General features: G+C 59.1%; 22 protein-coding genes and 1 pseudogene. 15 read left to right on the plus strand and 8 right to left on the minus strand.

Going from position 1 to position 25872, the window contains the following annotated elements; translation table 11 throughout:
- Positions 1-10 precede the first annotated feature (10 nt).
- From GHN92_RS13635 to GHN92_RS13645, 3 genes are read left to right on the plus strand one after another with little or no spacing between them, the layout of a single operon-like run.
- Positions 11-937 (plus strand): arginase, encoded by a 927-nt coding sequence (locus tag GHN92_RS13635; protein ID WP_133144831.1) that lies wholly within the window; start codon positions 11-13, stop codon positions 935-937.
- A complete protein-coding gene (locus tag GHN92_RS13640) occupies positions 928-1302 on the plus strand; it encodes an EamA family transporter (protein WP_095001413.1) in 375 nt (124 codons plus the stop codon). Before GHN92_RS13635 ends, GHN92_RS13640 begins: the two co-directional genes overlap by 10 nt.
- 11 nt (positions 1303-1313) lie before the next feature.
- Positions 1314-1733, plus strand: coding sequence for a transporter (locus GHN92_RS13645; RefSeq protein WP_095001414.1), 420 nt, complete (start codon positions 1314-1316; stop codon positions 1731-1733).
- Positions 1734-1795: 62 nt separating this feature from the next.
- Here GHN92_RS13645 and GHN92_RS13650 read toward each other — a convergent pair whose 3' ends face one another.
- On the minus strand, positions 1796-2560 hold the full coding sequence (locus GHN92_RS13650; RefSeq protein ID WP_095019468.1) for a MipA/OmpV family protein: 765 nt from the start codon (positions 2558-2560) through the stop codon (positions 1796-1798).
- A 228-nt stretch (positions 2561-2788) separates the two neighbouring features.
- On the opposite strand from GHN92_RS13650, the gene GHN92_RS13655 reads away from it, so the two are divergent.
- The 6 genes and pseudogenes from GHN92_RS13655 (at position 2789) to GHN92_RS13680 (ending at position 10021) form a co-directional block, all read left to right on the plus strand.
- A complete protein-coding gene (locus GHN92_RS13655) occupies positions 2789-3484 on the plus strand; it encodes an MtnX-like HAD-IB family phosphatase (protein ID WP_095024195.1) in 696 nt (231 codons plus the stop codon).
- Entirely contained in the window at positions 3477-4871 is a 1395-nt protein-coding gene (locus GHN92_RS13660) for an aspartate aminotransferase family protein (protein WP_095001417.1), read from the plus strand. The genes GHN92_RS13655 and GHN92_RS13660 overlap by 8 nt, the downstream gene beginning before the upstream one ends.
- Positions 4868-5734, plus strand: coding sequence for a carboxylesterase (locus tag GHN92_RS13665; RefSeq protein ID WP_095001418.1), 867 nt, complete (start codon positions 4868-4870; stop codon positions 5732-5734). The genes GHN92_RS13660 and GHN92_RS13665 overlap by 4 nt, the downstream gene beginning before the upstream one ends.
- A 15-nt stretch (positions 5735-5749) precedes the next feature.
- Positions 5750-6873 (plus strand): annotated as a pseudogene (locus GHN92_RS13670) (GNAT family N-acetyltransferase).
- A complete protein-coding gene (locus GHN92_RS13675; protein ID WP_095001420.1) occupies positions 6873-8633 on the plus strand; it encodes an ATP-binding protein in 1761 nt (586 codons plus the stop codon). The pseudogene GHN92_RS13670 and the gene GHN92_RS13675 overlap by 1 nt, the downstream one beginning before the upstream one ends.
- Positions 8630-10021 carry a sigma-54 dependent transcriptional regulator gene (locus GHN92_RS13680; protein ID WP_095019471.1) on the plus strand — a complete coding sequence of 464 codons (1392 nt, stop codon included), beginning with the start codon at positions 8630-8632 and terminating at the stop codon, positions 10019-10021. The genes GHN92_RS13675 and GHN92_RS13680 overlap by 4 nt, the downstream gene beginning before the upstream one ends.
- A 42-nt stretch (positions 10022-10063) precedes the next feature.
- Here the strand turns inward: GHN92_RS13680 and metE are convergent, their stop codons facing one another.
- Positions 10064-12376, minus strand: coding sequence for a 5-methyltetrahydropteroyltriglutamate--homocysteine S-methyltransferase (gene metE, locus GHN92_RS13685; protein WP_153380375.1), 2313 nt, complete (start codon positions 12374-12376; stop codon positions 10064-10066).
- Between the two features lie 107 nt (positions 12377-12483).
- Between metE and metR the strand changes: the two genes are divergently transcribed.
- The gene (gene metR, locus GHN92_RS13690) at positions 12484-13401 is read left to right on the plus strand and encodes a transcriptional regulator MetR (protein ID WP_095001423.1); all 918 of its coding nucleotides are present in this window, start codon (positions 12484-12486) and stop codon (positions 13399-13401) included.
- Positions 13402-13453: 52 nt separating this feature from the next.
- Here metR and GHN92_RS13695 read toward each other — a convergent pair whose 3' ends face one another.
- From GHN92_RS13695 to GHN92_RS13705, 3 genes are read right to left on the minus strand one after another with little or no spacing between them, the layout of a single operon-like run.
- Positions 13454-13966, minus strand: a complete 513-nt coding sequence (locus GHN92_RS13695) for a GNAT family N-acetyltransferase (protein WP_133144830.1) — start codon at positions 13964-13966, stop codon at positions 13454-13456.
- 12 nt (positions 13967-13978) lie between these two features.
- Positions 13979-14617 (minus strand): LysE family translocator, encoded by a 639-nt coding sequence (locus tag GHN92_RS13700; RefSeq protein WP_153327799.1) that lies wholly within the window; start codon positions 14615-14617, stop codon positions 13979-13981.
- Positions 14617-15054: an NUDIX domain-containing protein gene (locus GHN92_RS13705; RefSeq protein WP_095001627.1), complete on the minus strand. Its 438-nt coding sequence runs from the start codon at positions 15052-15054 to the stop codon at positions 14617-14619. Before GHN92_RS13705 ends, GHN92_RS13700 begins: the two co-directional genes overlap by 1 nt.
- A gap of 307 nt (positions 15055-15361) precedes the next feature.
- Between GHN92_RS13705 and GHN92_RS13710 the strand changes: the two genes are divergently transcribed.
- Together GHN92_RS13710 and GHN92_RS13715 are read left to right on the plus strand one after the other, a co-directional pair.
- Positions 15362-16981 (plus strand): FMN-binding glutamate synthase family protein, encoded by a 1620-nt coding sequence (locus tag GHN92_RS13710; protein ID WP_133144828.1) that lies wholly within the window; start codon positions 15362-15364, stop codon positions 16979-16981.
- 190 nt (positions 16982-17171) lie between these two features.
- Complete coding sequence (locus GHN92_RS13715; RefSeq protein ID WP_133144827.1) at positions 17172-18275, plus strand: OpgC domain-containing protein; 1104 nt, start codon at positions 17172-17174, stop codon at positions 18273-18275.
- Positions 18276-18375: 100 nt separating this feature from the next.
- Here the strand turns inward: GHN92_RS13715 and GHN92_RS13720 are convergent, their stop codons facing one another.
- Positions 18376-19782: an amino acid permease gene (locus GHN92_RS13720; RefSeq protein ID WP_095001428.1), complete on the minus strand. Its 1407-nt coding sequence runs from the start codon at positions 19780-19782 to the stop codon at positions 18376-18378.
- Between the two features lie 395 nt (positions 19783-20177).
- On the opposite strand from GHN92_RS13720, the gene GHN92_RS13725 reads away from it, so the two are divergent.
- From GHN92_RS13725 to GHN92_RS13735, 3 genes are all read left to right on the plus strand, one after another.
- Entirely contained in the window at positions 20178-23288 is a 3111-nt protein-coding gene (locus tag GHN92_RS13725; RefSeq protein WP_153380377.1) for a transglycosylase domain-containing protein, read from the plus strand.
- A 113-nt stretch (positions 23289-23401) separates the two neighbouring features.
- On the plus strand, positions 23402-23980 hold the full coding sequence (locus tag GHN92_RS13730; RefSeq protein WP_095001430.1) for a PadR family transcriptional regulator: 579 nt from the start codon (positions 23402-23404) through the stop codon (positions 23978-23980).
- The gene (locus GHN92_RS13735; protein WP_133144826.1) at positions 23977-24759 is read left to right on the plus strand and encodes a siderophore-interacting protein; all 783 of its coding nucleotides are present in this window, start codon (positions 23977-23979) and stop codon (positions 24757-24759) included. The genes GHN92_RS13730 and GHN92_RS13735 overlap by 4 nt, the downstream gene beginning before the upstream one ends.
- A gap of 156 nt (positions 24760-24915) precedes the next feature.
- Here the strand turns inward: GHN92_RS13735 and GHN92_RS13740 are convergent, their stop codons facing one another.
- Together GHN92_RS13740 and GHN92_RS13745 are read right to left on the minus strand one after the other, a co-directional pair.
- Complete coding sequence (locus GHN92_RS13740) at positions 24916-25557, minus strand: Pr6Pr family membrane protein (RefSeq protein WP_095024187.1); 642 nt, start codon at positions 25555-25557, stop codon at positions 24916-24918.
- A 7-nt stretch (positions 25558-25564) separates the two neighbouring features.
- Positions 25565-25795, minus strand: a complete 231-nt coding sequence (locus GHN92_RS13745; RefSeq protein ID WP_095001433.1) for a VF530 family DNA-binding protein — start codon at positions 25793-25795, stop codon at positions 25565-25567.
- Positions 25796-25872: the final 77 nt, after the last annotated feature.

The following is a 25872-nucleotide window of genomic DNA, read 5'->3' on the forward strand; positions in this document are numbered from 1 at the left end:
AAATCACACTTTGAATATTCTCGATCTTGATCACAGCCTGACCTCACAAGCACCGATTAAGCAACGTCTGACCGACGGTCGTGCCACACGCCTGGACTTGCTGGAACTGGGGCCGCAACTGCGTCTGTGGTCCACCGAACGCAATTACCGGCGCTTCGCTGAACGCCTGCAACAACGGCCGAAACGCTCCACGCAGCGGCCAGAAATCTTTTTTATAGGCTCCGGCGACTATCACCACCTGACCCCGGCCTTGCTCGCGGACTTGCCCGAACCGATCACCCTGATCCACTTCGACAACCATCCTGACTGGGTGCGCTTTGCCCCCCGCCGCCATTGCGGTTCGTGGGTCAACCGCGCCTTGAAGCTGCCGAACATCAAACGCATAGTCACCCTCGGCCCCTGCAGTGATGACCTGCAAAACCCGCAGTTCAAGGGCGCAAATCTCGGGGCCCTGTGCCGTGGCGATTTGCAACTATTCCCCTGGCAGCATGCTCCCACCAAGGTCTGGGGCCGAATCGGCGACGGCGCAGGGCACGAGCAGCACGAGAACCTGTTGCACTGGCGCAACCTCGCCGATCAGGACTGGCCGACCTTTCTCGACGAGTTGATCCGCAGTCTGCCTACCGAAGCGATCTGGATAACCGTGGACAAAGACGTACTCGCCAGCGAAGACGCCGCCACCAACTGGGATCAGGGTGGTATGCGCCTGACCCACTTGCTTCACGCCCTTCGTGCCCTGGCCACCAGCAAGCGGGTATTGGGTATTGATGTTTGCGGTGAGTTTGCCAAGGCTGCGCACCGCAATGTGCTCAAACGCTGGGAGGCCCGATCGGACCAGCCAGCACCTGGGCGCTGGAGTGAAAGCGATCTGCTGCGCAACTCAACCACCAATGAAGCGCTGATCCATTTATTCGAGGAGCTGTTCCCATGTCCTTGATCGTAATTGCGCTGGTGGCGTTTTCCATTGTGCTCGATGTTATCGGCCAGCTGTGTTTCAAAATCGGCCTGGACCGCTTGCCGGAACTGGAGGGTGGTTTTCGCCTGAATGCCTTCTGGGGTCAGGTATTTAGTGCACCGATGCTGTGGGCTGGGGTCGGCGCTTACGTGATTGAGTTCTTCGTCTGGCTGGAGGCCCTGTCGAGGGCACCCTTGAGCTTGCTATTCCCGGCCGCTGCGCTGGCGTATTGCGGTGTGGTATTCGCCGGCAAGGTGTTCCTGGGCGAACACGTCAGCCGTCGGCGCTGGATGGGCACCCTGGTTATTACCCTTGGAGTGATGCTGGTCTGCATCACCGCAGCTTGAGGAGTTGAGCAATGGCAAACACTGACGGGTTAAAAGCCCCGGATAACGGCTGGCTGCACGGGCGTTTGGGCACGATTGTGCTGTGGGCCTTGTTGATTGCTCTCGAGAGCGCAGGGCAAATAGCCACCAAAATCGGTGGCGATCAATTGGGACAGATGGACTTCACCCTGCAGTGGCTCCAGGCCGTGCTGCTCAACCCGGGAGTATGGGTGGCCATTGCCTGTTATTTCGGCGCGTTTTTTGTCTGGATGCTGATATTGCGCCGCAGCAGCCTGTCGCTGGCGTTTCCCTTGAGTTCACTGGTATTTGTCGGGGTGCTGATGGGCTCCTGGCTGGGCCTTGGCGAGCAAATCAGCGCACTGCACTGGGCAGGCGTGGCGGTGATTGTCGGCGGGATTGCGCTGCTGGCCGATGGTGAACCGGAACATTGAGTCACTGCCTGCTTTCCCTTAGCCCAACCCTCTCTTTCCGGGAGAGGGTTGGGAGGGCCGCTTCAGAATTTGTAACTTACCGCCGTCTGCACCGCGCCCTGATTCACATTGCCCTGCTCGCGTACGATGCTGCTGTCCGCCGCCGCCCTCAGCAGGCGTGTCCAGCTGGCACTGGTCACCAGCGACCAGTTCGCGGTCAGCGGAAACTCGAAATTCTGGGTCAAGGTAACATTCTGGAGGCCGCCACTGGCCTTGTACGCGGAAATCCCTGACGCCTGCGCCTCGCTGTCACTTACGCCAAAAAAGGTCGACATCTGCCGACCATCAGCAAAGTGCACCGCCAACTGGCTGCTGCCGATAATCCCCTGCCCCAGCGGGTAACCCAACTCGCCCCCGACCTGACCCAGCACCCCGCCTTGACCGCCTGCACCACCCACCGCCTGCCCGAGCTGTGCGTAGACACGCCAGAAGTCAGCCGGGCTGTACTGCACAAAGCCGCCGAACATGGCCATGTCTGAAACATCGCGCAGGCCCCGCAGCGAACCATTGGCATTGCGTCCCGACACATAGTTGAGCACGGGCCCTGCGCTCCAGCCGTCGGCCTTGAAAGCACTCCAGGTCAGGCCGTCATCGGTATTGAGGCTGACATCGCCCCAGTCCACATCAAAATACGGCAATGGCACTGTCTGGTAGCGGCTGGCGCTTGGATCATACGGCTGATAGCCAATCCCCATGCCCACTTCCCCACTGGGGCCGTCTGCGGCATGGGCAGCCGCGCTGACGCCCAACAAAGTGAGCAGCAAAAAAGCACAGACCGGAGTTTTCATCACGAGGGTTCCATAGAGGTTCTATGCGCGCATCAATCCCTTTTTAGCGCGGCCTGCGCAAGCACTCATGTTGTTTGTAGCAAGCTACAAAAATTGTAGCTTCAAGCCCGACTGCCACCCAAAAACTCGCGCAGAGCCCCAGCCCACGGGGCTTTCAATAGTTGGCACAGTCAATGCTATGTCCTCTGGCAAGCGCAAAAAGCGCGCCTTTTCGACAGGACAATGCAGATGATGCAATGGCATATCGTGTGTGATTTCGACGGGACCATTACCCGTACCGACGTCATCGACAACATTCTTCAACGTTTCGCCGACCCCAGCTGGGAAGCGATCGAAGACCAATGGTTGCAGGGTGACATCGGTTCGCGTGAATGCCTGAGCCGCCAGCTGTCGCTGGTCAAAGCCACGCCTGCCGAGCTGCTGGCCTATTTCGACAGCGTTGAGATTGACCCTGACTTCCCCGACTTCGTCGACCACGTCATCGGTCTTGGCGCCTCCATCGAGGTCGTCAGTGACGGCATCGAACAAGCCATCGCCCGCATTCTGGCCCGTAACTACGTAAGCCTGTTGCCGATCCTGGCCAACCGCCTGCGTCAGGTCGACCAGAACAGTTGGCGCATCGACTTCCCTTATTCCAGCGACGCCTGCCGTGCCGCTTCGGGCAACTGCAAGTGCAAATCCGCCCCCGACGGCAAACGCGTGCTGGTGATTGGCGATGGCCGCTCCGACATGTGCGTGGCCTCTGGCGCCGATTTCGTCTTTGCCAGGGACAGCCTGGCCGAACACTGCGAGCGCAACGGTATCCCGTACGCACGATTTGACTCCTTTGCCGAACTCCCGGCCCTGCTCGCCAAACTGCCGAGCCATGCCGCCAACGCGCCCCACTATTCTCGTGAACAGCAGGAACTCTTCAATCATGTCTGATATTCGAATCGCTACCCCTGAAGACCAGATTCTTCTGGAAAAAGAAGCCAAGTACTGCTCGTACGGCGACACCGTTCACTACATCGAACCACCGCGCATTTTTAGCCGCTGCGAAGGCTCCTACGTGTGGGACACCGAAGACCAGGCCTACCTCGACCTGCAAATGTGGTACTCGGCAGTCAACTTCGGTTATTCCAACCCGCGCCTGAACAACGCCCTCAAGCAACAGATCGACACCCTGCCGCAGATCGCCAGCCAGTATCTGCACAAGGGCAAGATCGAGCTGTCGGAGCGCATTGCAGTCGACGCCAAAAACAAGTTCGGCCTCGACGGTCGTGTGCACTTCAACGTCGGCGGCTCGCAATCCATCGAAGACTCGCTGAAGGTGGTGCGTAACGCCAGCAACGGCAAAAGCCTGATGTTCGCCTTCGAGGGCGGTTACCACGGCCGCACCCTGGGCGCCTCATCGATCACCTCGAGCTACCGCTACCGTCGCCGTTACGGCCACTTTGGCGAACGCGCCAACTTCATCCCGTTCCCGTACCACTTCCGCGGGCCAAAAGGCATGACCAAGGAAGAGTACGGCAGCCACTGCGTGCAACAGTTCGCCCGTCTTTTCGAGACCGAATACAACGGCGTGTGGGACCCGAAAGTCGGCCAGAGCGAATACGCCGCGTTCTACGTCGAGCCGATCCAGGGCACCGGCGGCTATGTGATCCCGCCGATGAACTTCTACAGCGAGCTCAAGCACGTACTGGATCAGCACGGCATTCTCATGGTGGTTGACGAAATCCAGATGGGCTTTTGGCGCACTGGCAAGCTGTGGTCGATCGAACACTTCGACGTCAAACCCGACGTCATCGTGTTCGGCAAGGCACTGACCAACGGCCTCAACCCGCTGGGCGGCATCTGGGCCCGTGAAGAGCTGATCAACCCCAAGGTATTCCCGCCGGGCTCGACCCACTCCACCTTCGCCTCCAACCCGCTGGGTACTGCGGTGGGCCTGGAAATGTTCAAGATGACCAGCGAAGTCGACTATGGCGCGATGGTCATGGCCAAGGGCAAGTACTTCCTCGACGGCCTGCAAGATCTGCAAAAACGCTACCCGATCATCGGTGACGTCGACGGCCTGGGCCTGGCCCTGCGCTGCGAAATCTGCGGCCCGGACGGTTTTACCCCGGACAAGGCCACTCTCGACTTCATGGTTGAGGAAGGCATGAAGGGGGATATCGAAATCGACGGCAAACGTCTGGGTCTGATTCTCGACGTGGGCGGCTACTACAAGAACGTTATCACCCTGGCGCCGTCGCTGGAAATCAGCTACGCCGAAATCGACCTGGGCATCGCCCTGCTCGATCGCCTGCTGGCTCGGGCCATGAAACGGTGAACGGGGCAGAGATCGATCTGGGCGAAGGCAACACCGGTTTCGTTCTCGGCACGGGTGAGGTCGGGGTCTTGTTGATCCACGGCCTTACCGGCACCCCGACGGAGTTGCGTCGGGTTGCCCAGGGGCTGGCAAAAGACGGGACGTGCACGGTGTACGTCCCCACCCTGGCCGGGCACTGCGGTGACAACAGCGACCTGCAGGCCACCGGCTGGCTGGACTGGTATGAAGGCGTGCGCAAGACCTTTGCCGGGATCCGCCAGCGCCACCAGCAGGTGTTCGTCGGCGGGCTGTCGATGGGTGCGGTAATGTCGATGTACCTGGCCTCCGAACACCCGGGCCAGGTCGCCGGGCTGTTGATGTACTCCACGACCTTGCGTTATGACGGCTGGAGCATCAACAAGCTGGCCTTTATGACCCCGCTGCTGATGAAGATCCCCTTTGGTGTGCACCTGTGCAGCTTTGAGGAAAAGCCGCCCTACGGTATTAAAAACCAGCGCCTGAGGGCCATTGTCGAGCGCCAGATGAAAGCCGGCGAAAGCAGCAATGCCGGGTTGTTGACGATGGAAGGGATCACCGTGCGTGAACTGCACCGGATGAATGCCGTGGTGAAAAAACGCATGCCTTCGATCACCACCAAAGCCCTGGTGCTGCACTCCATTGAAGACGATATCACCAGCCGATGGAACGCCGATTACGTCGAACGCCATCTGGGCGGGCCGGTGACCAAGGTGCTGCTCGACAACTGCTATCACATGATCACCGTCGACCTGCAATACCGCCGCGTGATCGAACTGAGTGACGCCTTTATCAAGAAAAACAGCCGCACGGCACCGGTCCCTGTCGAGTACCTCAAGCAGGCCTGAGCCCAAGGACGCCCCATGATTACAGCCCAAGCCTTTTCATCCATTCAGGCAATCGACCGTGAAGCCTGGAATGACTGTTTTCCAGATGCCCTGGAGGATTGGGATTACATTATGGCCGTCGAAAAAGCCGGGATTGAAGGCTTTGCATGGCGTTACCTGACGCTGTTCGAAGGTTCCACCCTGATTGCCGCAGCGACTGCGTTCACCACGTGCTATCGCCTCGACACCACGGTCCAGGGCATCGGCAAACGCTTTACCGAAAAACTCAATCGCGCACTCCCGGGGTTGGTGCAGCTAAAGCTTTACGCCATCGGCTCACCGGTGACCGAACAATGCAGTGCGGGAACGGCCAGTCATGTACAGGCGGCGCAGCGCCCTGCCCTGCTCGCCCGGTTGCTGACCCTGGCCCAGACCGATGCGGCCCGCCTGGGTATCGGCCTGATTGCCGTCAAGGACGTCCCCAGCCATGACGCTGACTGGGCGCACAGTTGCAAGGCGGCGGACTTTCAGGCCATGCCCGGCTTGCCCAGTGCGACGCTGCCCGTGCCCTTTGGATCAGTGGACGGCTACCTTGGCTCGCTGGGCAAGTCCACCCGCAAAGACATGCGCCGCAAACTGCGTACGCCTGGCCCACGGGTGGAATGGCGCAACGCAATTGACGACGTCTTGCCTGAAATCATGCGCCTGTACGAGGCCAGCCTGGCGCGCAGTGATCTGCAACTGGAGCGCTACCAGCGACCTATTTCACCGGTATCCTCCAACAACTCGGCGACCGGGCAGTGTGCGTTTTGTACTGGCTCGACGATCAACTGGTGGCGTTCAATCTGGTGTTGATTGACGAACACCGTCTGATCGACAAGTTTTTTGGTCACGACCTTGAGCTCACCCGTGACTACAATCTGTACTTCAGGAGTTGGCTGGTGAATGTCGATTACTGCATACGTCACAATATTGCCCTGTACGAATGCGGTCAGGCCGGCTACGCGAGCAAGATTCGTCTGGGCTGCACCTTTCAAAGCAATACGCTGTTTTTCCGGCATCGCAACTGGCTGATCAATAACGCACTCAAACTGGTCAAACTGTTCATTCGCCCTGACCGCCACGACCCGGCACTGGCGGCTGCGATAAGCGAGTACTAATGCCCACCACGCCCAAAACACCGCGCCAGCCACAACCCTTCAAAGTGTCGCGCTGGACCGTACAGCGCAAACTGGTGCTGGCGTTCTGGCTGGTCAGCGTGATCCCGACCATGATTGCTGCCGAACTGGCAGCGACCACCCTGTCGCAGATTTTCGACAGTAACGTACGGGTCTGGCTGCAGGAGTCGACCAAAATCGTCAAGGACGAGATCAGCGAAATCCTCGCGGACAACGCCCGCGCCGCCAAGCTGCTTCTCCAACACGCCCACCCGCCGTCCTCCAGCAAGGCCATCCGCCATGACCGGCTGACTGCCGATATCGCCGAAGCCATGGGCATAGACGTGGTCGCGCTGATCCGTGACAGCGACCACAAAGTGATTTTCAGTACCGCCAGCGACACCATTGTCGACCAGATCAGCCTGAGCCCCAACGCTGTACTGCAAACTATCAATGTCGGCGGTGTGCCAACCGGCACCGTAGTCTCGACCTTTGCCACCAGCCAGGATGGAGTGAACTATCAGCTGCTGGTGGCTACCTATATGGACAGCAGCTTTCTGACCAGCGTGGCCGACGTGCACTCCCTCGACTTGCGTTTGTACCTGTCCAATACGGCAGGCTTTGCCGAGATATTCTCCAGCCAGCGTTTCGAAGACCGCCAGCTGATGGTGCCCGGCGCCATCGAACAAACCCTGCGGGAAACCCGTCAGCCCAGCGAACAATTCACCAGCCGCTACAGCGGCTTGTACTGGCCCATCCTCAACGACACCGGTGAGCTGCAAGGGGTGATCTACAGTGGCCTGCTGCGCCATAGCAGCCTGGTGGGGCTGGTCAACCAGAGCAACCTGTTCGCGTTGATCTTCCTGGTCGGCTCGGTACTGTCGCTGACCGTCGGCTGGCTGGTTTCCGAACGCCTTACCCGGCCGTTGCGCGACCTCTCCGAAGGGGTACGCGCCGTCACTGCCGGGGACTACAACCAACGCGTGGCGGTGTCGGGCAACGACGAACTGGCCGAGCTGAGCAGCACCTTCAACCATATGACCGCACGACTGGGCGAGCTGCATCATCTCGAAGCCCAATTGCGTCGCCGCGACCGCCTGCATGCCCTGGGCGAGGTGGCCATGGGCCTGGCCCACGAAATCCGCAATCCGCTGGGCATTATCAAAACCGCGACCCAACTGTTGCACCGCCGGGCCGATCTGGGTGAAACCGACAAGCGCCATCTGGAGTACGTGGTCAGCGAGGTGACCCGCATCAATGACCTGATCACCGAGTTTCTCGAATTCGCCAAGCCCAGCGCCCCCGTGCGTGCGCCGCAGCTGGCGCGGCCTCTGGTCGAAGACATTCTGGGTTTCTGCAAACCGGAGCTGGAAAGCCACACTATTGATGCCCACATCGACGATCAGGCGCCCGGTGCGACCCTGTACGCCGATGCCGGACAACTCAAACAGGCGTGCCTGAACCTGATCATCAACGCCATCGACGCCATGCCTGAGGGCGGATGCCTGACCGTACGTATTTCCCGCGAAGAGGACTACACAGTAATAGGCATTGCTGATACCGGAGAAGGAATCGCACCCGATATGCTTGAGCGTATTTTCACGCCCTTTGTGACGACCAAAGCCTCAGGCACGGGGCTGGGCCTGGCCAAAGTGTTCTCCATCATGGACAGCCACGACGGACGCATCGAATGCATCAGCGAGAAAGACGTCGGAGCCACCTTCAACCTGTACATTCCGGCCCACGGAGGGGATGAAACATGAGTCATAACGTGCTGGTGGTCGACGATGAGCCCAAACTCTGCGACTTGCTCAGCTCGGCACTGAGCCAGAACCGGATTCAGGTCTTCACTGCCAGCAACGGCCTGCAGGCACTTGAAGTTCTGGAGCAGGAAGATATCGACCTGGTGATCAGCGACTGGCGCATGCCCGGCATGGACGGCCCGCAGTTACTGGCCGAGATCAAACAGCGTTACCCGAACCTGCCAGTGATTGTAATGACTGCCTACAGCACGGTAAAAAACGCCGTACAGTCCATACGTAACGGCGCCTACGATTACATCGCCAAGCCCTTTGATATCGACGAGCTGGATATTACGGTCAGCAAAGCCCTGCAGTTTCGCGACATTTTGCGCGACAACGCGCGCATGCGCGCCGAGCTGGACGAGCACCAGCACATCGACAGCCTGATTGGCGACAGCCCAAGCTTTCGCCGGGTGCTGCAGGCCATCGACTCGGTACGCGAGAGCAACGCCACGATCCTGCTGACTGGCGAAAGCGGTACCGGCAAAGAGATGGTCGCCCGCGCCATCCACAAACACGGCAGCCGCGCCGACAAACCCTTTGTCGCGGTCAACTGTGCGGCGATTCCTGAGGGGCTGCTTGAAAGCGAGATGTTCGGCCACCGCAAAGGCGCGTTTACCGGCGCCGTAGCAGACAGGGTCGGGCGCTTTATGCAGGCCGACAAGGGCACCCTGTTTCTCGATGAAGTGGGCGATATGCCCCTGGCCTTGCAGGCAAAAATCCTGCGGGCGCTGCAAGAACGGGTGATCGAGCCCGTGGGGGATCCGCGAGAGCGCAAGGTGGATGTGCGGGTCATCGCCGCGACCAACAAAAACCTGCTGCAAGCCGTAGCCGACAAGGAGTTTCGCGAAGACTTGTATTACCGCCTGAACGTCTTCCCGATTCCGCTGCCCGCGTTGCGCGAACGCGTTGAAGACATCGCCTCGCTGGCGCGGCACTTTGCCCATAACCTGGGTGCTACCGCAGGCAAACGCATCACCGGTTTCAGCCCCAGCGCCTTGCAGGCGATGGCCCAGTACAGTTGGCCGGGCAATATTCGCGAACTGCAAAACTGCGTGGAGCGCGCCACCATTGTGGCCAATAGCAGCACTATCCAGGACAGTGACCTGCCGCCCTACCTGTTCAGTGCCCAACCCGGCCAGAGCAGTGCCTTGCTTGCCCCCGGACCGAGCGTGCCCCCCGACCTGGAAGCCGCGTTGGCCGAAGTCGAAAAAGCCTACATTCTAAGTGCCCTGCAACAGGCCAATGGCGTACAGGCTGCGGCGGCGCAGTTAATCGGCATATCCGAGCGCAGTTTCTGGTACCGCCTGAAAAAGCTGGATATTCATGTCGATAAAATTGTCAGGTAACACCTCAAAGCCCCTCACCCGGAGGGAGAGGGGCTATTGATCTCAAGCGGCTTGCAAGCGTAGTTGCCGTGCTGCCGCGACCATGTTGATCAGTGCCGCTTCAGTCTCGGCCCAGGCCCGGGTTTTAAGGCCGCAGTCGGGGTTGACCCATAGCCGCTCAGCGGGAATACGCTGCGCTGCCTTGCTCAGTAACTTGATCATCTCAGCCGTTTCCGGCACCCGTGGCGAGTGGATGTCATACACACCCGGGCCGATGTCGTTCGGATAGTCGAACGCTTCAAATGCATCAAGCAGTTCCATGTCCGAGCGCGAGGTTTCGATGGTGATCACGTCCGCGTCCATCGCGGCAATCGACTTGATCACATCATTGAACTCGCTGTAGCACATATGGGTGTGGATCTGGGTTTCATCCCCCACACCCGAGGCACACAGACGGAAGGCTTCCACCGCCCAGTCCAGGTATTCCTGCCACTGTGCACGGCGCAACGGCAAACCTTCACGGAACGCGGCTTCGTCGATCTGCACGATTTTGATCCCTGCCTGTTCCAGATCCACCACTTCATCGCGGATCGCCAGAGCCAGTTGTTGCGCCTGTACTTTGCGCGATACGTCTTCGCGGGGGAAGGACCACATCAGCATGGTCACCGGGCCTGTCAGCATGCCTTTCATCACCTTGTCGGTCAGGCCCTGAGCGTATTTGATCCACTCAACGGTCATGGCCTGCGGGCGGCTCAGGTCGCCGAAGATGATGGCCGGTTTTACGCAACGTGAACCGTAGCTCTGTACCCAGCCGTATTGGGTGAACACATAGCCGTCCAGTTGCTCGGCGAAATACTCGACCATGTCATTGCGCTCGGCCTCGCCGTGTACCAGTACGTCCAGACCCAAACGTTCCTGGACCAGTACAGCGTTGCGGATTTCGCTGTGCATCGCGTCGGTGTATTCGCTGGTCGACAACTTGCCTTGTTTGTAAGACTGACGCGCCAGACGAATCGAAGCAGTCTGCGGGAACGAGCCGATGGTGGTGGTCGGGAATGCCGGCAGATTCAAGCGGGCACGCTGCACTTCGATCCGTGCAGCAAAGGGTGACTGGCGCTGGCTGTCGGCGTCGGTGATCGCTGCAATACGGGCTTGTACGGCGGCCTTGTGAATACGTGGCGAGCTGGCCCGGCTTTGTTGTACGGCGCGACTTTGGGCCAGGGCTTCTTGTACCTTGGGGTCTTGCGGGATATTCAGCGCATCACGCAGCACTGCAATTTCAGCGCACTTTTGCTTGGCGAAGGCTAACCAGCTTTTCAGCTCGGCATCCAGTTTGGTTTCGCGGTCCAGATCCACGGGGCTGTGCAACAGCGAGCAGGAACCGGCTACCCACAGGTTATCGCCAAAACGCTCTTCGGCTTCCTGCAGTTGCGCCAGGGCGTTTTCCAGATCGCAGCGCCACACGTTGCGGCCATTGACCAGGCCCAGGGACAACACTTTGTAAGTCGGCAGGCGGTCCAGAATGGCATGCAACTGGTCGGGAGCACGCACCAGATCCACGTGCAGGCCATCCACCGGCAGGCCAACCGCCAGGCCGAGATTGTCTTCCAGGCCGCTGAAGTAGGTGGCAACCAGCTTCTTGAGTGGCGAGTATTGAAGAATGTGATACGCGTGTTCAAAGGCGTTTTTCCATTCCTGTGGCAGGTCGAGCGACAGGATCGGCTCGTCGATCTGTACCCATTCCACGCCCTGCTCAGCCAGGCGGGACAGGATTTGAGCGTAAACCGGCAGCAGGTTTTCCAGCAGGTCGAGCTTGTTGAATTCGTTGCCTTTGGCCTTGCCCAGCCACAAGTAGGTCAACGGGCCAATGATCACGGGTTTGACCTTGTGGCCCAGCGCCTGTGCTTCTGCCGTTTCTTCAAACAGCTCGTTCCAGCTCAGATCAAAGCGCTGGTCCTGACTGAATTCCGGTACCAGATAGTGGTAGTTGGTATCGAACCATTTGGTCAGTTCCTGGGCATACTGGCCTTTGCCGTGCTCAGCACCGCAGCAGCTCTGACTGGCACCGCGAGCCATGCCAAACAGGGTATCCAGGGTTGGCTGGCGCTGCTCGTCCAGGGTGCTGGAAAAACGCGGGGGGATCACGCCGAACGTCAATGAGTGGGTCAGCACCTGGTCGTACCAGGCAAAGTCACCGACCGGCAACAAATCGATGCCTGCGTCTTTTTGCAACTGCCAGTGGGTGGCACGCAATTGGCGGCCAACGTCTTTCAGCGCGGCCTGGTCAATATCACCCTTCCAATAGGCTTCGAGTGCTTTTTTCAGCTCGCGGTCTGCGCCGATGCGGGGGAAACCAAGATTGTGTGCCAGGGCCATAACAACATTCCTTCGTGTAAGTAATGGCACTATTATCGACACCCGCTACAACATGAGACAAACTCAACGTTTTCGTGTTGATCATCAAAGTTACTCATGGAGCCACTGTGCTGGAAATTCGTCACCTCAAAACCCTGCACGCGTTGCGCGAGTCAGACAGTCTGGTCGAAGCAGCCGAACGCCTGCACCTGACCCAGTCCGCTTTATCCCACCAGTTCAAAGAGCTTGAAGAGCGCATGGGCATGCCCCTCTTTGTGCGCAAAACCAAACCGGTTCGCTTCACCAGCGGCGGCTTGCGCCTGCTGCAACTGGCCGATGCCATGCTGCCCCTGCTGCGCGGTGCCGAACGCGATATCGCACGTCTGGTTGGCGGAACGGCCGGTCGTCTGCATATGGCGATTGAATGCCACAGCTGCTTCCAGTGGTTGATGCCGACCATTGACCAGTTCCGCGATGCCTGGCCCGAGGTCGAGCTGGATCTGGCATCCGGTTTTGCCTTCGCACCCTTGCCGGCACTGGCCCGGGGCGATCTGGATCTGGTGGTCACGTCCGACCCGCAGGAAATCGCCGGGCTGACCTATGTGCCGCTATTTACCTATGAAGCCATGCTAGCAGTGGCCAATCAGCATCCATTGGCCAGCAAGCCATTTATCGTGCCTGAGGATTTGAGCAGCGAAATTCTGATCACTTACCCGGTGGAGCGCGATCGCCTCGACATCTTTACCCGCTTCCTGGAGCCGGCCGATGTAGAACCTGCGCAGGTTCGCACCTCGGAGCTGACAGTGATGATGATGCAGCTGGTAGCCAGCGGCCGGGGAGTCTGCGGGATGCCGCACTGGGCGCTGCATGAATACAGCTCACGGGGTTATGTGAAGGCCAAACGCCTGGGCGAGAAAGGCCTGTTTGCGACACTCTACGCCGCGATTCGCGCCGACATGCTGGATGCACCTTATATGCGCGACTTTTTGCTGACAGCCAAGGACACGTCATTTTCGACGCTGGATGGCGTGAGTGCGGTTCGCTGACAACGGCAAGGCAGTGTGGGAGCGGGCTTGCCCGCTCCCACCCAGAGCCCGGTCAGTTCTCTTCTATATTGACCAACCGGCGCATATGCACCCGGTCGTAATAGGCCTCCCCCACCCGAATTGCGCAGTCTTCCAGCCCCGACTGTGCAAAACCGCAGCGCTGGTACAACGCCAGTGCAGCATCGCTGTTAGCGCTGACCGTCAGTTCGATCACCTTGGTTTCGGGCTCTTGCTCAGCCAGTGAAACCACCGCCTGCACCAGATGCTCCCCCAGCCCTTGCCCACGAAAAGCCTGCGACACATACAAACCAAACAACGTGGTCTTGTGCCGGGCATCTTCCCAGGGTTCGAATGCCAGGCCGACAATGCCCACCAGTCGGGAATCGACAAATGCACCGAACAGGGCGCTCAGTTCATCGTCCAGTTTTGCTTCCCACCAGCTCAGCGGTAACTTCTCACGTTGGGTTATGGAGGATACAAAAGCCTCGGGGTGCTGCGCATAAGCCTCAAGCATCAGTTTGCGATAAGCCTTGGCGTTTGCGGGTTCAAGCAGTTCTATAGCCATTACGGGTCCAGGTCATACGGTTTTACGTTGTTCCAGCATCAGCCTCACCGCCAGTGCGGCCAGCACACCGCCCATCACATAGCGCTGCACGGCCAGCCATAGCGGGTTGCGTACAAACCACACGGCAATACCGCTGGCAAACAGCGCGATCAGCAGGTTAACCGTGAAGCTGACGCTGATTTGAGTCAGGCCCAATACAATACTCTGAGTGAACATCGAATCGTGTTCCGGGTTGATGAATTGCGGGAAAACCGACAAATAGAACACCGCCACCTTGGGGTTGAGTACGCTGGTCATAAAGCCCATCGTCAGTAGCTTCGGCATGGCATCCGGCGCCAGGTCCCGGGCTTCGAACGGTGAGCTGGCACCCGGGCGTACAGCTTGCCAGGCCATCCACAGCAGATACAGGGCGCCCGCCCACTTGAGTGCCTCATAGGCCATCGGTACAGCCATAAATACCGCCGTCAAACCCGCAGCGGCGGCAAACATGTGCACGAAAAAACCCGCCACCACCCCGAGCAACGATGTGACGCCTGCCTTGCGCCCTTGGCAGATGGAGCGCGAGATCAGGTAGATCATGTTCGGCCCTGGCGTCAGCACCAACAGCAGGCAGGCCGCAGCAAAAATCAGCAATTCATGGGCTGGAATCATCAGGCCGTCCGGGACTGCAAGGCATTGCGATAAAACGGCAGGACCAGATCCCGGGTCAACGGCGCCAGTACCAGGCCGCCATCGCCCTCGGGGTCGATCCACTGCACTTCTTCAATTTCTGCCGCTGCCACCACGGGCTGACTGATATGCACCAGGAACAGCTCGGCCTGTACCTCAAAACCCGGTTCGTTGACCGCAGGGGCAGCGAAATGGCCCAGCCAGGTCGCGCTGGCCGGGTCGATCACCAAAGCCAGCTCCTCTTCCAGCTCACGGGCCAGGGCGTCGACCGGCTGCTCACCGGCATCGATCTTGCCGCCGGGTTGCATAAAGGCCTGGGTGCCGCGCTTGCGCACCAGCAGGGTCCGCCCATCGAGGCCAATCACTACGGCAGCGGCAATACGAATGATTCTGGAGGTTGCGGGTTCAAATGAGGTCACGGAATTCGGCCAACAAAACAGTAAGGTCAAGAAGGATTGCACGACCCAACGCCCCTGAAAATACACAGATGTCACTTTTACCCGAGCCTTCTGTATGAAGTGCCCGACTTTGGTCGGGATGCTGCCACAGATGAAATCCCGTTCAATGAATAATCTGACAGGGAGTTGGCATTTGCTTGATAGATGACCAACACTCCCCCCAGCAAACCTCCGACTCAAAGAGAGGGTTCTATTGTCCTTTTTCTGTTCTTGACCACGCCAGGCATCACCGCCCGGCGGAACAGACCAGCCTGAAACAGGAAACCGTATGAGCCTGTCACTGTTAAGCCGTTATGCGTTTTTTGCATTCTGCGTCATCTTCACCCTCGCCAGCCTGCCCTTTATGCACCATGAGTGGCTGTGGCCCTTCACGGCCGTGTCACTGGCCTTGAGCCTGCTGGGGATTTTCGATTTGCTGCAAAGCCCCCACGCCGTGCGTCGCAACTACCCGATCCTGGGCAATATTCGCTATCTGGTGGAAGCCATCCGCCCAGAGATTCGCCAATACCTGCTGGAATCTGACAGCGATGCGCTGCCCTTCTCACGGGCGCAACGTTCGCTGGTGTACTCACGAGCCAAGAATGAGAGTGCCGACAAGCCTTTCGGCACTCTGGTTGACGTTTACCAGCCCGGTTTTGAATTTATCGGTCACTCCATGCGCCCGGCCCCGTTGACCGACCCCAGCAGCTTTCGCATCGTGGTGGGCGGCCCGCAATGCAGCCAGCCGTACTCGGCGTCGATCTTCAATATTTCAGCCATGAGCTTTGGCTCACTGAGCGCCAACGCCATCCGCGCCCTCAATCAGGGTGCCAAGCTCGGTAACTTTGCCCACGACACGGGTGAAGGCAGTATCAGCTCCTATCACCGTGAGCATGGTGGTGACCTGACGTGGGAACTGGGCAGTGGCTACTTCGGTTGCCGCACTTCGGACGGGCGTTTCGACCCTGAGCGTTTTGCCGCCCAGGCTCGCACGCCACAAGTGCGGATGATTGAAATCAAAATGAGCCAGGGCGCCAAACCAGGCCATGGCGGTATCCTGCCCAAGCATAAAGTGACCGCGGAAATCGCCGAAACCCGCGGTGTGCCCATGGGTGAAGACTGCATCTCGCCTTCGCGCCACAGCGCCTTTTCAACGCCTATCGAGCTGATGCAATTTATCGCGCAGTTGCGTGAGCTGTCCGGCGGCAAGCCCGTGGGCTTCAAGTTTTGCCTGGGTCATCCGTGGGAGTTTATGGGCATTGCCAAGGCCATGCTGGAAACCGGCATCCTGCCGGACTTTATCGTGATTGATGGTAAGGAAGGCGGCACCGGCGCGGCGCCCGTAGAGTTCACCGACCACATTGGCGCACCGCTGCGCGAAGGCTTGTTGTTCGTCCACAACACCCTGGTGGGCCTGAACCTGCGTGACAAGATCAAGCTCGGCGCCAGCGGCAAGATTGTCAGCGCCTTCGATATAGCCAGCGTGCTGGCCATCGGTGCCGACTGGGCCAACTCGGCTCGGGGCTTTATGTTCGCCATCGGCTGCATCCAGTCGCAATCGTGCCATACCAACAAGTGTCCCACCGGCGTGGCCACCCAGGACACCTTGCGCCAGCGCGCGCTTGTAGTGCCGGACAAGGCCCAGCGGGTTGTGCAGTTCCACCGGAACACCCTCAAGGCCCTGGCCGAAATGCTCGCCGCAGCAGGCCTGGAACACCCGGCACAGCTCAAGGCCAAGCATCTGGTACGACGCATGTCCGCCACCGAAATCAAACTGTTCTCACAGTTGCATGTGTTCCTCAAGCCCGGCGAACTGCTCACCGGCGAGGTCAATGGCGAGTTCTATTCGCGCATGTGGCAAATGGCCCGTTCGGACAGCTTTGAGGCCAACGAAATAGCGGCGGCCTGACGGCCCACCAGCAGGCCGCGCTGAAATAAGGCGCTGGCGGGTGTGTTCGAGCAGTAGCTAGAGACATTCAGTAATATCCAACCTTTGCATTTAACCCGTAATACCATCACCCTGCGCGCCGCCGATACGCGGCGCGCAACCTCCGCTGCGCCCGTCGGTCCTAACTAAACCCTTTGTTTGAGTACTCGCCGTGACGCTGAACGGACGCGACCACCGCATCGATTTTTTTCGCGGGCTGGCGCTGATTTTTATTTTTTGGGACCACATCCCGCACAACCCGCTGGCCGAATTTACGGTGCGCAATTTCGGCTTCAGCGATGCTGCGGAGATTTTTGTATTTCTGGCCGGTTATGCCGCCGTGCTGGCCTACGGCAAAATCGCTCAACGTGACGGTTTGTTGGTCGCCAGCGTGAAGATCCTGCGCCGCGCCTGGGTGCTGTATGTGGTGCATATCTTCCTGCTGGCGGTGCTGATGGGCATCGTGTTTTTTGCCAACAACCATGTCGAAACCCGTGACCTGGTGCAGGAAATGGGCCTGCAGTACTTCCTGAGCAATCCGCAACAGGCCCTCACCGACGAACTGCTGCTGCGCTTCAAACCCAACCTGATGGACCCGCTGCCGCTGTATATCGTGCTGTTGCTGGGTTTGCCGCTGGTGCTGCCGATGCTGCTGCGCAAGGCAGGCTATGTGGTTGCCGCGTCCCTGGCCCTGTACTTGCTGGCGCCGGTGTGGAACCTCGCGGCTCAGGAAGGCGGCGTGTGGTTTTTCAACCCTATGGCCTGGCAGTTTCTGTTTATTCTGGGCGGTGCAGCGGCGATCCACGGGCAGCAACCCAAGGCTGCGCAAAACCGTCCCCTGTCGCGTCAACCGGTGTTTTTGGGAGCAGTACTCTATCTGCTGGTGACCGGCCTGCTGGCACTGTCATGGCGATGGCCGCAGTTTCACGATGCGCTCATGCCGCTCTGGCTGGGCGAGTACCTGTACCCGATCAGCAAGACCAACCTTTCACCGGTACGCCTGCTGCATTTTCTGGCCCTGGCTTATGTGGCGGCCAAAGTGGTGCCCCACGGCAACTGGCTGAATAACCGGTTGGCCCGCCAGGCATGCCGCATGGGCCGCTATTCGCTGGAAGTGTTCTGTCTGGGAGTGATCCTGGCGCCGTTGGCTGACATGCTCAATGCGCTGGGCGGTGACGGGTTTGTCGTAAAGGTATTCAGCGCCCTGATGGGCGTGGGGATCATGGCCGTGCTGGCGGCCTGGCTGGACTGGAACAAGCGTCTGAACCGCAAGTAGCGAAAGCTGTTGTGGGAGCGGGCTTGCTCGCGATGGAAACGCCGCGGTTGGTCTGACCAACCGAGGTGCTTTTATCGCGAGCAAGCCGGCTCCCACATTGTCAGTGAGTCTGCGTGCGCTGCGTAGGCTGCAGCTTGAACACATAGAACAGCACGGTCAGCAGGATCAGGAAGGCTGGGCCTACAAACAGTGCGATTCGGGTTTCTTCGAAGTAGGCCATCAACCCGACCACCATAAACAAGAACCCCAATGCCGCGTAAGAGCTGTACGGGTACAACCACATACGGTACTTCAGGGCTGCCGCTTCCTGCGGGCTCAGACTCTTGCGAAAGCGCAGTTGCGCCAGCAGGATCATCAACCAGGTCCAGATTGCGCCAAAGGTGGCAATGGCCGTCACCCAGACAAACACCTTCTCCGGCGCCATATAGTTGAGCACAACCCCCAGCAGCAGCACGGCAATCGACAGCAGCAACGCCTGACGCGGCACACCGTTTTTCGCAGTGGTGGCGAAGTTGGCCGGGGCCTGGCCGTTTTGCGCCAGGCTGTAGAGCATGCGACCGGTGCTGAAAATGCCGCCGTTGCACGACGACAATGCCGCAGTAATCACCACAAAGTTGATAATGCCTGCTGCCGTCTTGATGCCCAGACGTTCAAAGGTCATTACAAACGGGCTGCCCGAGGTGCCGATTTCGTTCCATGGGTAGATGGACAGAATCACGAACAGTGCGCCGACGTAGAACAGCAGAATGCGCCAGAACACCGAGCCAATCGCACTCGGAATGGTCTTTTGCGGGTTCTTGGCTTCGCCGGCAGTCAGGCCGATCATCTCGACGCCCAGGTAGGCGAACATCACCATCTGCAAGGACATCAATACGCCCTGGATCCCGTTGGGCAAAAAACCACCGTGAGCCCAGAGGTTGGAAATACCCAGAGCGACTCCGTTATTGCCGAAGCCGAACGCGATAATGCCGATACCGCCGAAGACCATCGCAATGATGGTGACGATCTTGATCAGGGCAAACCAGAACTCGAACTCGCCAAACGCCTTGACCGCGATCAGGTTGATCGAGCCCATGCTGATCAGCGCCGCCAGGGCCCAGATCCAGCGCGGTACATCGGGGAACCAGATGCCCATGTACACCGCCACGGCGGTGATTTCCGCGACACAGGTCACCAGCCACAGGAACCAGTAGTTCCAGCCGGTCAGAAACCCGGCCAACGGGCCGAGGTAGTCCTGCGCGTAGCGGCTGAACGAACCGGCTACCGGGTTGTGCACGGCCATTTCGCCCAGTGCACGCATGATCACCAAAATGGCCAGGCCGCCGATGATGTAGGACAGCATGATGGCCGGGCCGGCCATTTCGATTGCTTTGGCCGAGCCCAGGAACAGGCCTACGCCGATACAGGCACCAAGCGCCATCAGGCGAATGTGGCGCTCGCCCAGTTCGCGTTTGAGTGGACCGCCCTGCACGCTATCTGCGTGGGGCTGGTGGTTGCCGACTGGCATAAAAGTACAACCTCGTATTGTTATTGGGTATCCATCAACAGAGCGTTCGAAAAGACGGGCGGGTTAGCTGTCTTGCCCCCTTGACCGGCCTGGACCTTGTAGGTCGGTAGGTCAAAAGAGAAATGCCCTGTTGAGATCGGCGGCGAGTATTGCACAGCGTTGGTGCACAGTCATGCCCCTACCTAGGACCTATTTACCTGCCGCAAAGGCTCTATTCCTGCACTTACATGGGTAAGCCACGTTGTGGATGCATCCCGACCCTGGATTTATGAGAGCCATTCAGCAGACCGTGCCTATAGAAACACCAGATAAGCCTCACAAATTTTTCACCTGAATCTGCCAGCGTCTACGCTTCTATCAAGCGCAACCAATATGCGTACCTGGATCTGTCGACTATGGGCGTACTGTGGAACTCCAACTCCAGCAAGACGAGGGTGTCATCAGCTGTAACGGACGATGCCGCACCTGCGCCACAACCTCCTGAGCCCAGGCGTTATGGATGGTTTGTGCTCGGGCTTGGGGTGCTGGCCGTCCTGGTTGTGCTGTGGTTTGTGATGGCTCAGGAGGTGCGCAGTTCCAAGTTGCAAGCCCGCGAGTTCAGCCGTTTTGCTGCGTCGCTCAGCTATTCGATGCACGAAGGGCCCAGCAACGCGATGCTTTACCCCGGCGCAGGCCCTTTCGATAAACGCTTGGGTTACAGCGCACTGGGCGACTTTCTGGCACGCCTTCAAAAACGTGATTACGTCATTACTCAACAAAGCCGCTTTTCACCAGCGCTCTTGAGCTATAGCGAGAAAGGGTTTTTCGTACCCTATTCAGAAAAAATTCAGACCGGACTCTCGATCACCGACTGCGCTGGCAGTTCGCTTTATCAGTACAAGTACCCGCAACAGTTGTATCCCAGCTTTGCAAGCATCCCCCCGCTGGTGGTTCACAGTTTGCTGTTTATCGAAAACCGCAACCTGCTCAACCCTGATGAACCCCAGGCCAACCCTGCCGTGGACTGGCCGCGCTTTGCCATGGCGGCCTACTCCCAGGCTGCAAAACTGCTGCACTTGCCGGGGCAATCTGCGGGCGGCAGTACCCTGGCCACCCAACTGGAAAAGTATCGGCACTCTCCCGATGGGCTGACGCTCTCAGGCGGCGAAAAATTGCGCCAGATGGTTTCTGCCAGCGTGCGTGCCTATCAGAACGGCCCGCAAACCCTGCCAGCCCGGCAAAAGGTGGTGCGTGATTACCTCAACAGCGTGCCACTGTCGGCGGTGCCTGGCCACGGCGAGGTTCACGGCATGGCCGAAGGGTTGCGGGTGTGGTACGGCGCCGACTTCAATCAGATCAACCAGCAACTGAGCAGTACCGCCACTGACCCAAAAAGCCTCGCATCAAGAGGCCTGGCCCTGCGTGAAGTGCTGTCGCTGATGATCGCCCAACGTCGGCCCTCACACTACCTGGCCAAGGGCCGTGATGAGCTCGCGCAACTGACCGACAGCCATATCCGCCTGCTGGCGCAGAACAATGTGATCGACCCGGCGCTGACCGCCGCCGCCCTGGCCAGCCGCGTGACTTACCGCGACTGGGCGCAGGCGCCAACCCTGCAACCCAATGAAACCAACAAGGGCATCAGCGTAGCCCGCAGCCGCCTTTCGGTGCTGCTCAAACGCCCGCTGTATGACCTCGACCGCCTGGACCTGTCTGCCACCAGCACCTTGCAGGGCGACTTGCAGGGCCAGGTCAGTGACTACCTGCGCCAGCTGGCAAACCCGGCATTTGCCGGCAAAATCGGCCTGCTCGGCCCCTACCTGCTAACGCCCACCAGTACCGCGCAAGTGCGCTACAGCTTCACCCTGTTTGAACTTACGCCGGACGGCGCCCGCGCCCGGGTACAGACCGACAGCACCGACCAGCCCTTCGATATAAATGAAGGCAGCAAACTGGAACTGGGCTCCACCGCCAAACTGCGGGTGTTGACCACCTATCTGCAGATCATTGCCGAGCTGCATGACCGTTACGGCGGCCAGCCTGGCACGACGCTGAAAAAAACCCCCATCACCCACCAGGATCCGCTGACCCGCTGGGCACTGGCGTACCTGATCGAAAATCCTGGTGCACAACTGACACCCATGCTGGATGCCGCACTCAACCGTCAGTACTCGGCCAACCCCGGCGAAGGCTTTTTTACCGGTGGCGGTATGCATCACTTCCACAACTTTCGCAGCCAGGACAACAACCGCATCGCGACGCTGCGCGATTCGATCCGTGAGTCGATCAACCTCCCCTTTGTGCGCCTGATGCGCGACGTGGTGCGCTACACCAGCTATCAGTCGCCGAGCAATAACGCGGACCTGCTCAGTGACGACAGCAACCCGATGCGCCAGGAATACCTCAGTCGTTTCGCCGACCGCGAAGGCACCACCTTCATGCTTAAGTTCTGGAAAAAATACCGCGGGAAAGACTCAAAGGCCCGCCTTGATACCTTCTTGGACAGCATGCACCCCACCGCCATTCGCATGTCGGCAGTGCATCGTTACCTGTTCCCCCATGCCGATCAGGCTACCTTCAACCGCTTCGTGCGCTCGCATCTGACTAACGACAAGATCACCGACGAGCGTCTGGACAAGTTGTACCAAGGCTATGGCCCCGGCGCTTACAACCTGCCTGACCAAGGCTATATCGCCAAAGTCCATCCGCTGGATCTGTGGTTACTGGGGTATTTGCTCAATAACCCGCAGGCCACCTTCCAGCAAGCTGTCGACGCCAGCGAACATGAGCGTCAGGAAGTTTACAGCTGGCTGTTTAAAAGCAGGCACAAGAGCGCCCGCGACAGCCGCATCCGCACCATGCTGGAGATCGAAGCCTTCCTTGATATCCATCAGCGCTGGCAAAAAGTCGGCTACCCCTTCGACCACCTGGTGCCGTCTCTCGCCACCGCACTGGGCAGTTCGGGGGATCGCCCGGCGGCACTTTCCGAGCTGATGGGCATTATCCTTAACGATGGCGTACGTTTGCCGGTATTACGCATTGATACCCTGCATTTCGCCGCAGATACTCCCTATGAAACCCGCCTGGTCAACGACCCTGACGCAGGCGTAAGGGTCATGCCCAGCGAAGTGGCCACGGCACTGCGCGAAGCCCTGTCGCAAGTGGTGGATGCCGGTACGGCGCGACGGGTATCGGGCAGTTTCAAGCTCGACGACGGCACACCCCTGGCCATGGGCGGCAAGACCGGCACCGGCGACAACCGCATCGAAAGCATGGGTGCTGGCGGACGTATCCTTAGCTCCAAGTCGATCAATCGCACGGCGACCTTCGTGTTTTATATCGGCGAGCATCACTTCGGCACCTTGACTGCGTTTGTTCCCGGACGCTCGGCCGAGGCTTTCAAATTCACCTCGGCACTGCCGGTGCAAGTGCTCAAGGGCATGGCACCGATCCTTACGCCGTATCTGCAACCAGGCACCAACACCTTGTGCCTGGCACCTGCGCCAGTACACACCGCAGCGAAATAGCCAAGCTGTGGGAGCGCTCCCATTGAGAATCATTACCGTTCGTCGACTGGGTTTTTACATTCCTTAAGATATATCTTAAGTTATGTCTAACTTAATGAGAGAGCGAAAAGACAATGAGAGACCATCATCCCCATCACCGCGAACATGGCGCGGGTCAAGACGGCTTCGAGAAACGCCCCGGTCGCGAACGCGGTGGCCGCGGCCCCCGGGTTTTTGCCCCGGGCGATCTGAAATTATTGCTGTTGGCGCTGATCGCCGAGCAGCCCTGCCACGGCTACGACCTGATCCGCCAGATCGAAGGTTTATTCGACGGTGCCTACAGCCCCAGCCCTGGCGTGATCTACCCCACGCTGACCTTCCTTGAAGAGAGCGAGCTGATTCAGGGCGACGCCGAAGGCGGAAAAAAACGCTATACCGTGACCGATGCCGGTCGCCAGTACCTGACCGATCAGGCGGTAGCACTCGATGGCGTGCGGATGCGCATCGACGTCAGCAAGCGCTCACTGCGCGGCCATGATCGCCCGGCCGAGATTCACGAGGCGGTGCACAACCTGCGCCATGCCCTGCAAATGCACCACGGTCGCTGGAGCCCGGCAGAAATCCTGCGGGTACGCGACTTGCTCAACAACACCGCCAAAGCCATCGTCGATGGCCCTGTATCTGCCCAGCCTGCGCAGGAGAACGCTGAATGAATGCTGCCACACCCCAGACCATTCACCGGGTCATGCATGAAATCAAACGTCGTAAACTCGAAGTGCTGCGCGTGGTCGACCTGACCCCGCGCATGCGCCGAATTACCGTGGGAGGCCCACAGCTGACGGGGTTTGTCAGCCTGGGCAGCGATGACCATGTAAAGCTGTTTTTTCCGCAGACCGCCGAAGAACAGGCAGCGCTGGAAACCCTGGAACTGAGCGCCGGGCAAAAAGGTGGAATGCCGCCGATGCGCGACTACACCCCACGCCGTTTTGACTTGAACACCTTTGAGCTGGACATCGATTTTGTCCTGCACGGTGACGGCCCGGCAGCCACTTGGGCCGCCCAGGCCACGCCCGGGCAGTATCTGCATATCGGCGGGCCGCGCGGTTCGATGGTAGTACCGGACATCTTTGACAGCTACCTGCTGATCGGTGACGAAACCGCGCTGCCGGCCATTGCCCGGCGCCTTGAAGAGCTGCCTGCCAACCGCCGTGCCCTGGTGGTGATCGAGGTCGAAAACGCGCTTGAAGAACACCCCCTGCACAGCGCCGCAGCGGTCGAAGTGATCTGGGTACACCGTGATGTACCGGGCGAGGACCTGCTTAAAACCGTCGAAGCATTGAGCATCCCCGAAGGTGCGCTGTACACCTGGGTGGCCACCGAAAGCGCGCTGTCGCGCAAAGTGCGCCGAGTGCTGCTGGACACCCATGGCCTGAACGAAGAATTCGTCAAGGCTGTGGGCTACTGGCGCCTGGATGGCAGTACCGAAGAGTAATTGCTCCTACACCCCGTAGCAGCTGCCGAAGGAACGTGGCTGGGTTCGGCGACGTAGTCGTCGCAATATCAGACACCACGCTGAGCCAGTTAACCCCGGTTCTCAGTGTATACGACTGCTTCGCAGCCGAACGCAGCCTCGTTCCTTCGGCAGCTGCTACAAGTACTTGCGCCCCCTGAGACGATCCACCGCCACCACCCCCAATGCCACCGCCACAAACCCCGCCAGAATTCCGCCAGCATTGATAAACGTCTGCCAATAGCCCAGTTTTTCGACATCGACAAACGGATACGGGTACACACCCAGCAGGTGCCCACGCAACAGGATGTAGGCGAAATACAGCAGCGGATACAGCATCCAGAGTCCGATATGGCTCACGCGCAACAATCCCTTGGGCACGTAAAACCACCAGTACAGCGTAAACAGCACCGGCATCACGTCATGCAATATCTCATTGGCTAGCCATTGCAGACCTTCAGGCTGCCAGAGTTGGCGCAGCAACAGGCTATACGCCGCTCCCACCACGATAATGCTGACAGCAATGCCGCTGCTAACCCACGGTTGCAAGAAAAACGCCCTGCCTTTTGACGGGGGGGTATCGGCTGCACAGGTCAGTACGCTGGCGGCCAGGGTGTTGGTCAAAATGGTGAAAAAACTGAAATAGCTCACCAGCCCACCCACCACACTCGCACCGCTCTGCCAGCGGGCGAACAGTACCAGCTCAAGCTGAATCGCCAGGCCGCTCCAGCCCAGGATCGCCAGCAGCAGGCAGAGCCTGTGCCTGGACAACGCACTCATGTGCCGATCAAAGCTCGCGCTTGGTACGGGCGTATTTCACATAGAGCTTTTCGACCTTTTCCCGCGCCCAAGGGGTTTTGCGCAGGAACGTCAAACTCGACTTGATACTCGGGTCGCTCTTGAAGCAGCGAATATCAATGCGCTCGGCCAGCCCCTGCCACTGGTAATGCGCCACCAGCGCAGTGAGGATCTGTTCCAGCGTCACGCCGTGCAATGGGTTGTTGTTGGGTTCAGTCATGCCGGGCCTTTAAAGCAAAAGAGAGAAAGCCGCGCACCTTAGCCGAGCACCTGCTCAGGGGGAAGTGCATTCGCCAA

Source organism: Pseudomonas sp. FSL R10-2964, assembly GCF_009600035.1.
GTDB lineage: Bacteria > Pseudomonadota > Gammaproteobacteria > Pseudomonadales > Pseudomonadaceae > Aquipseudomonas > Aquipseudomonas bubulae.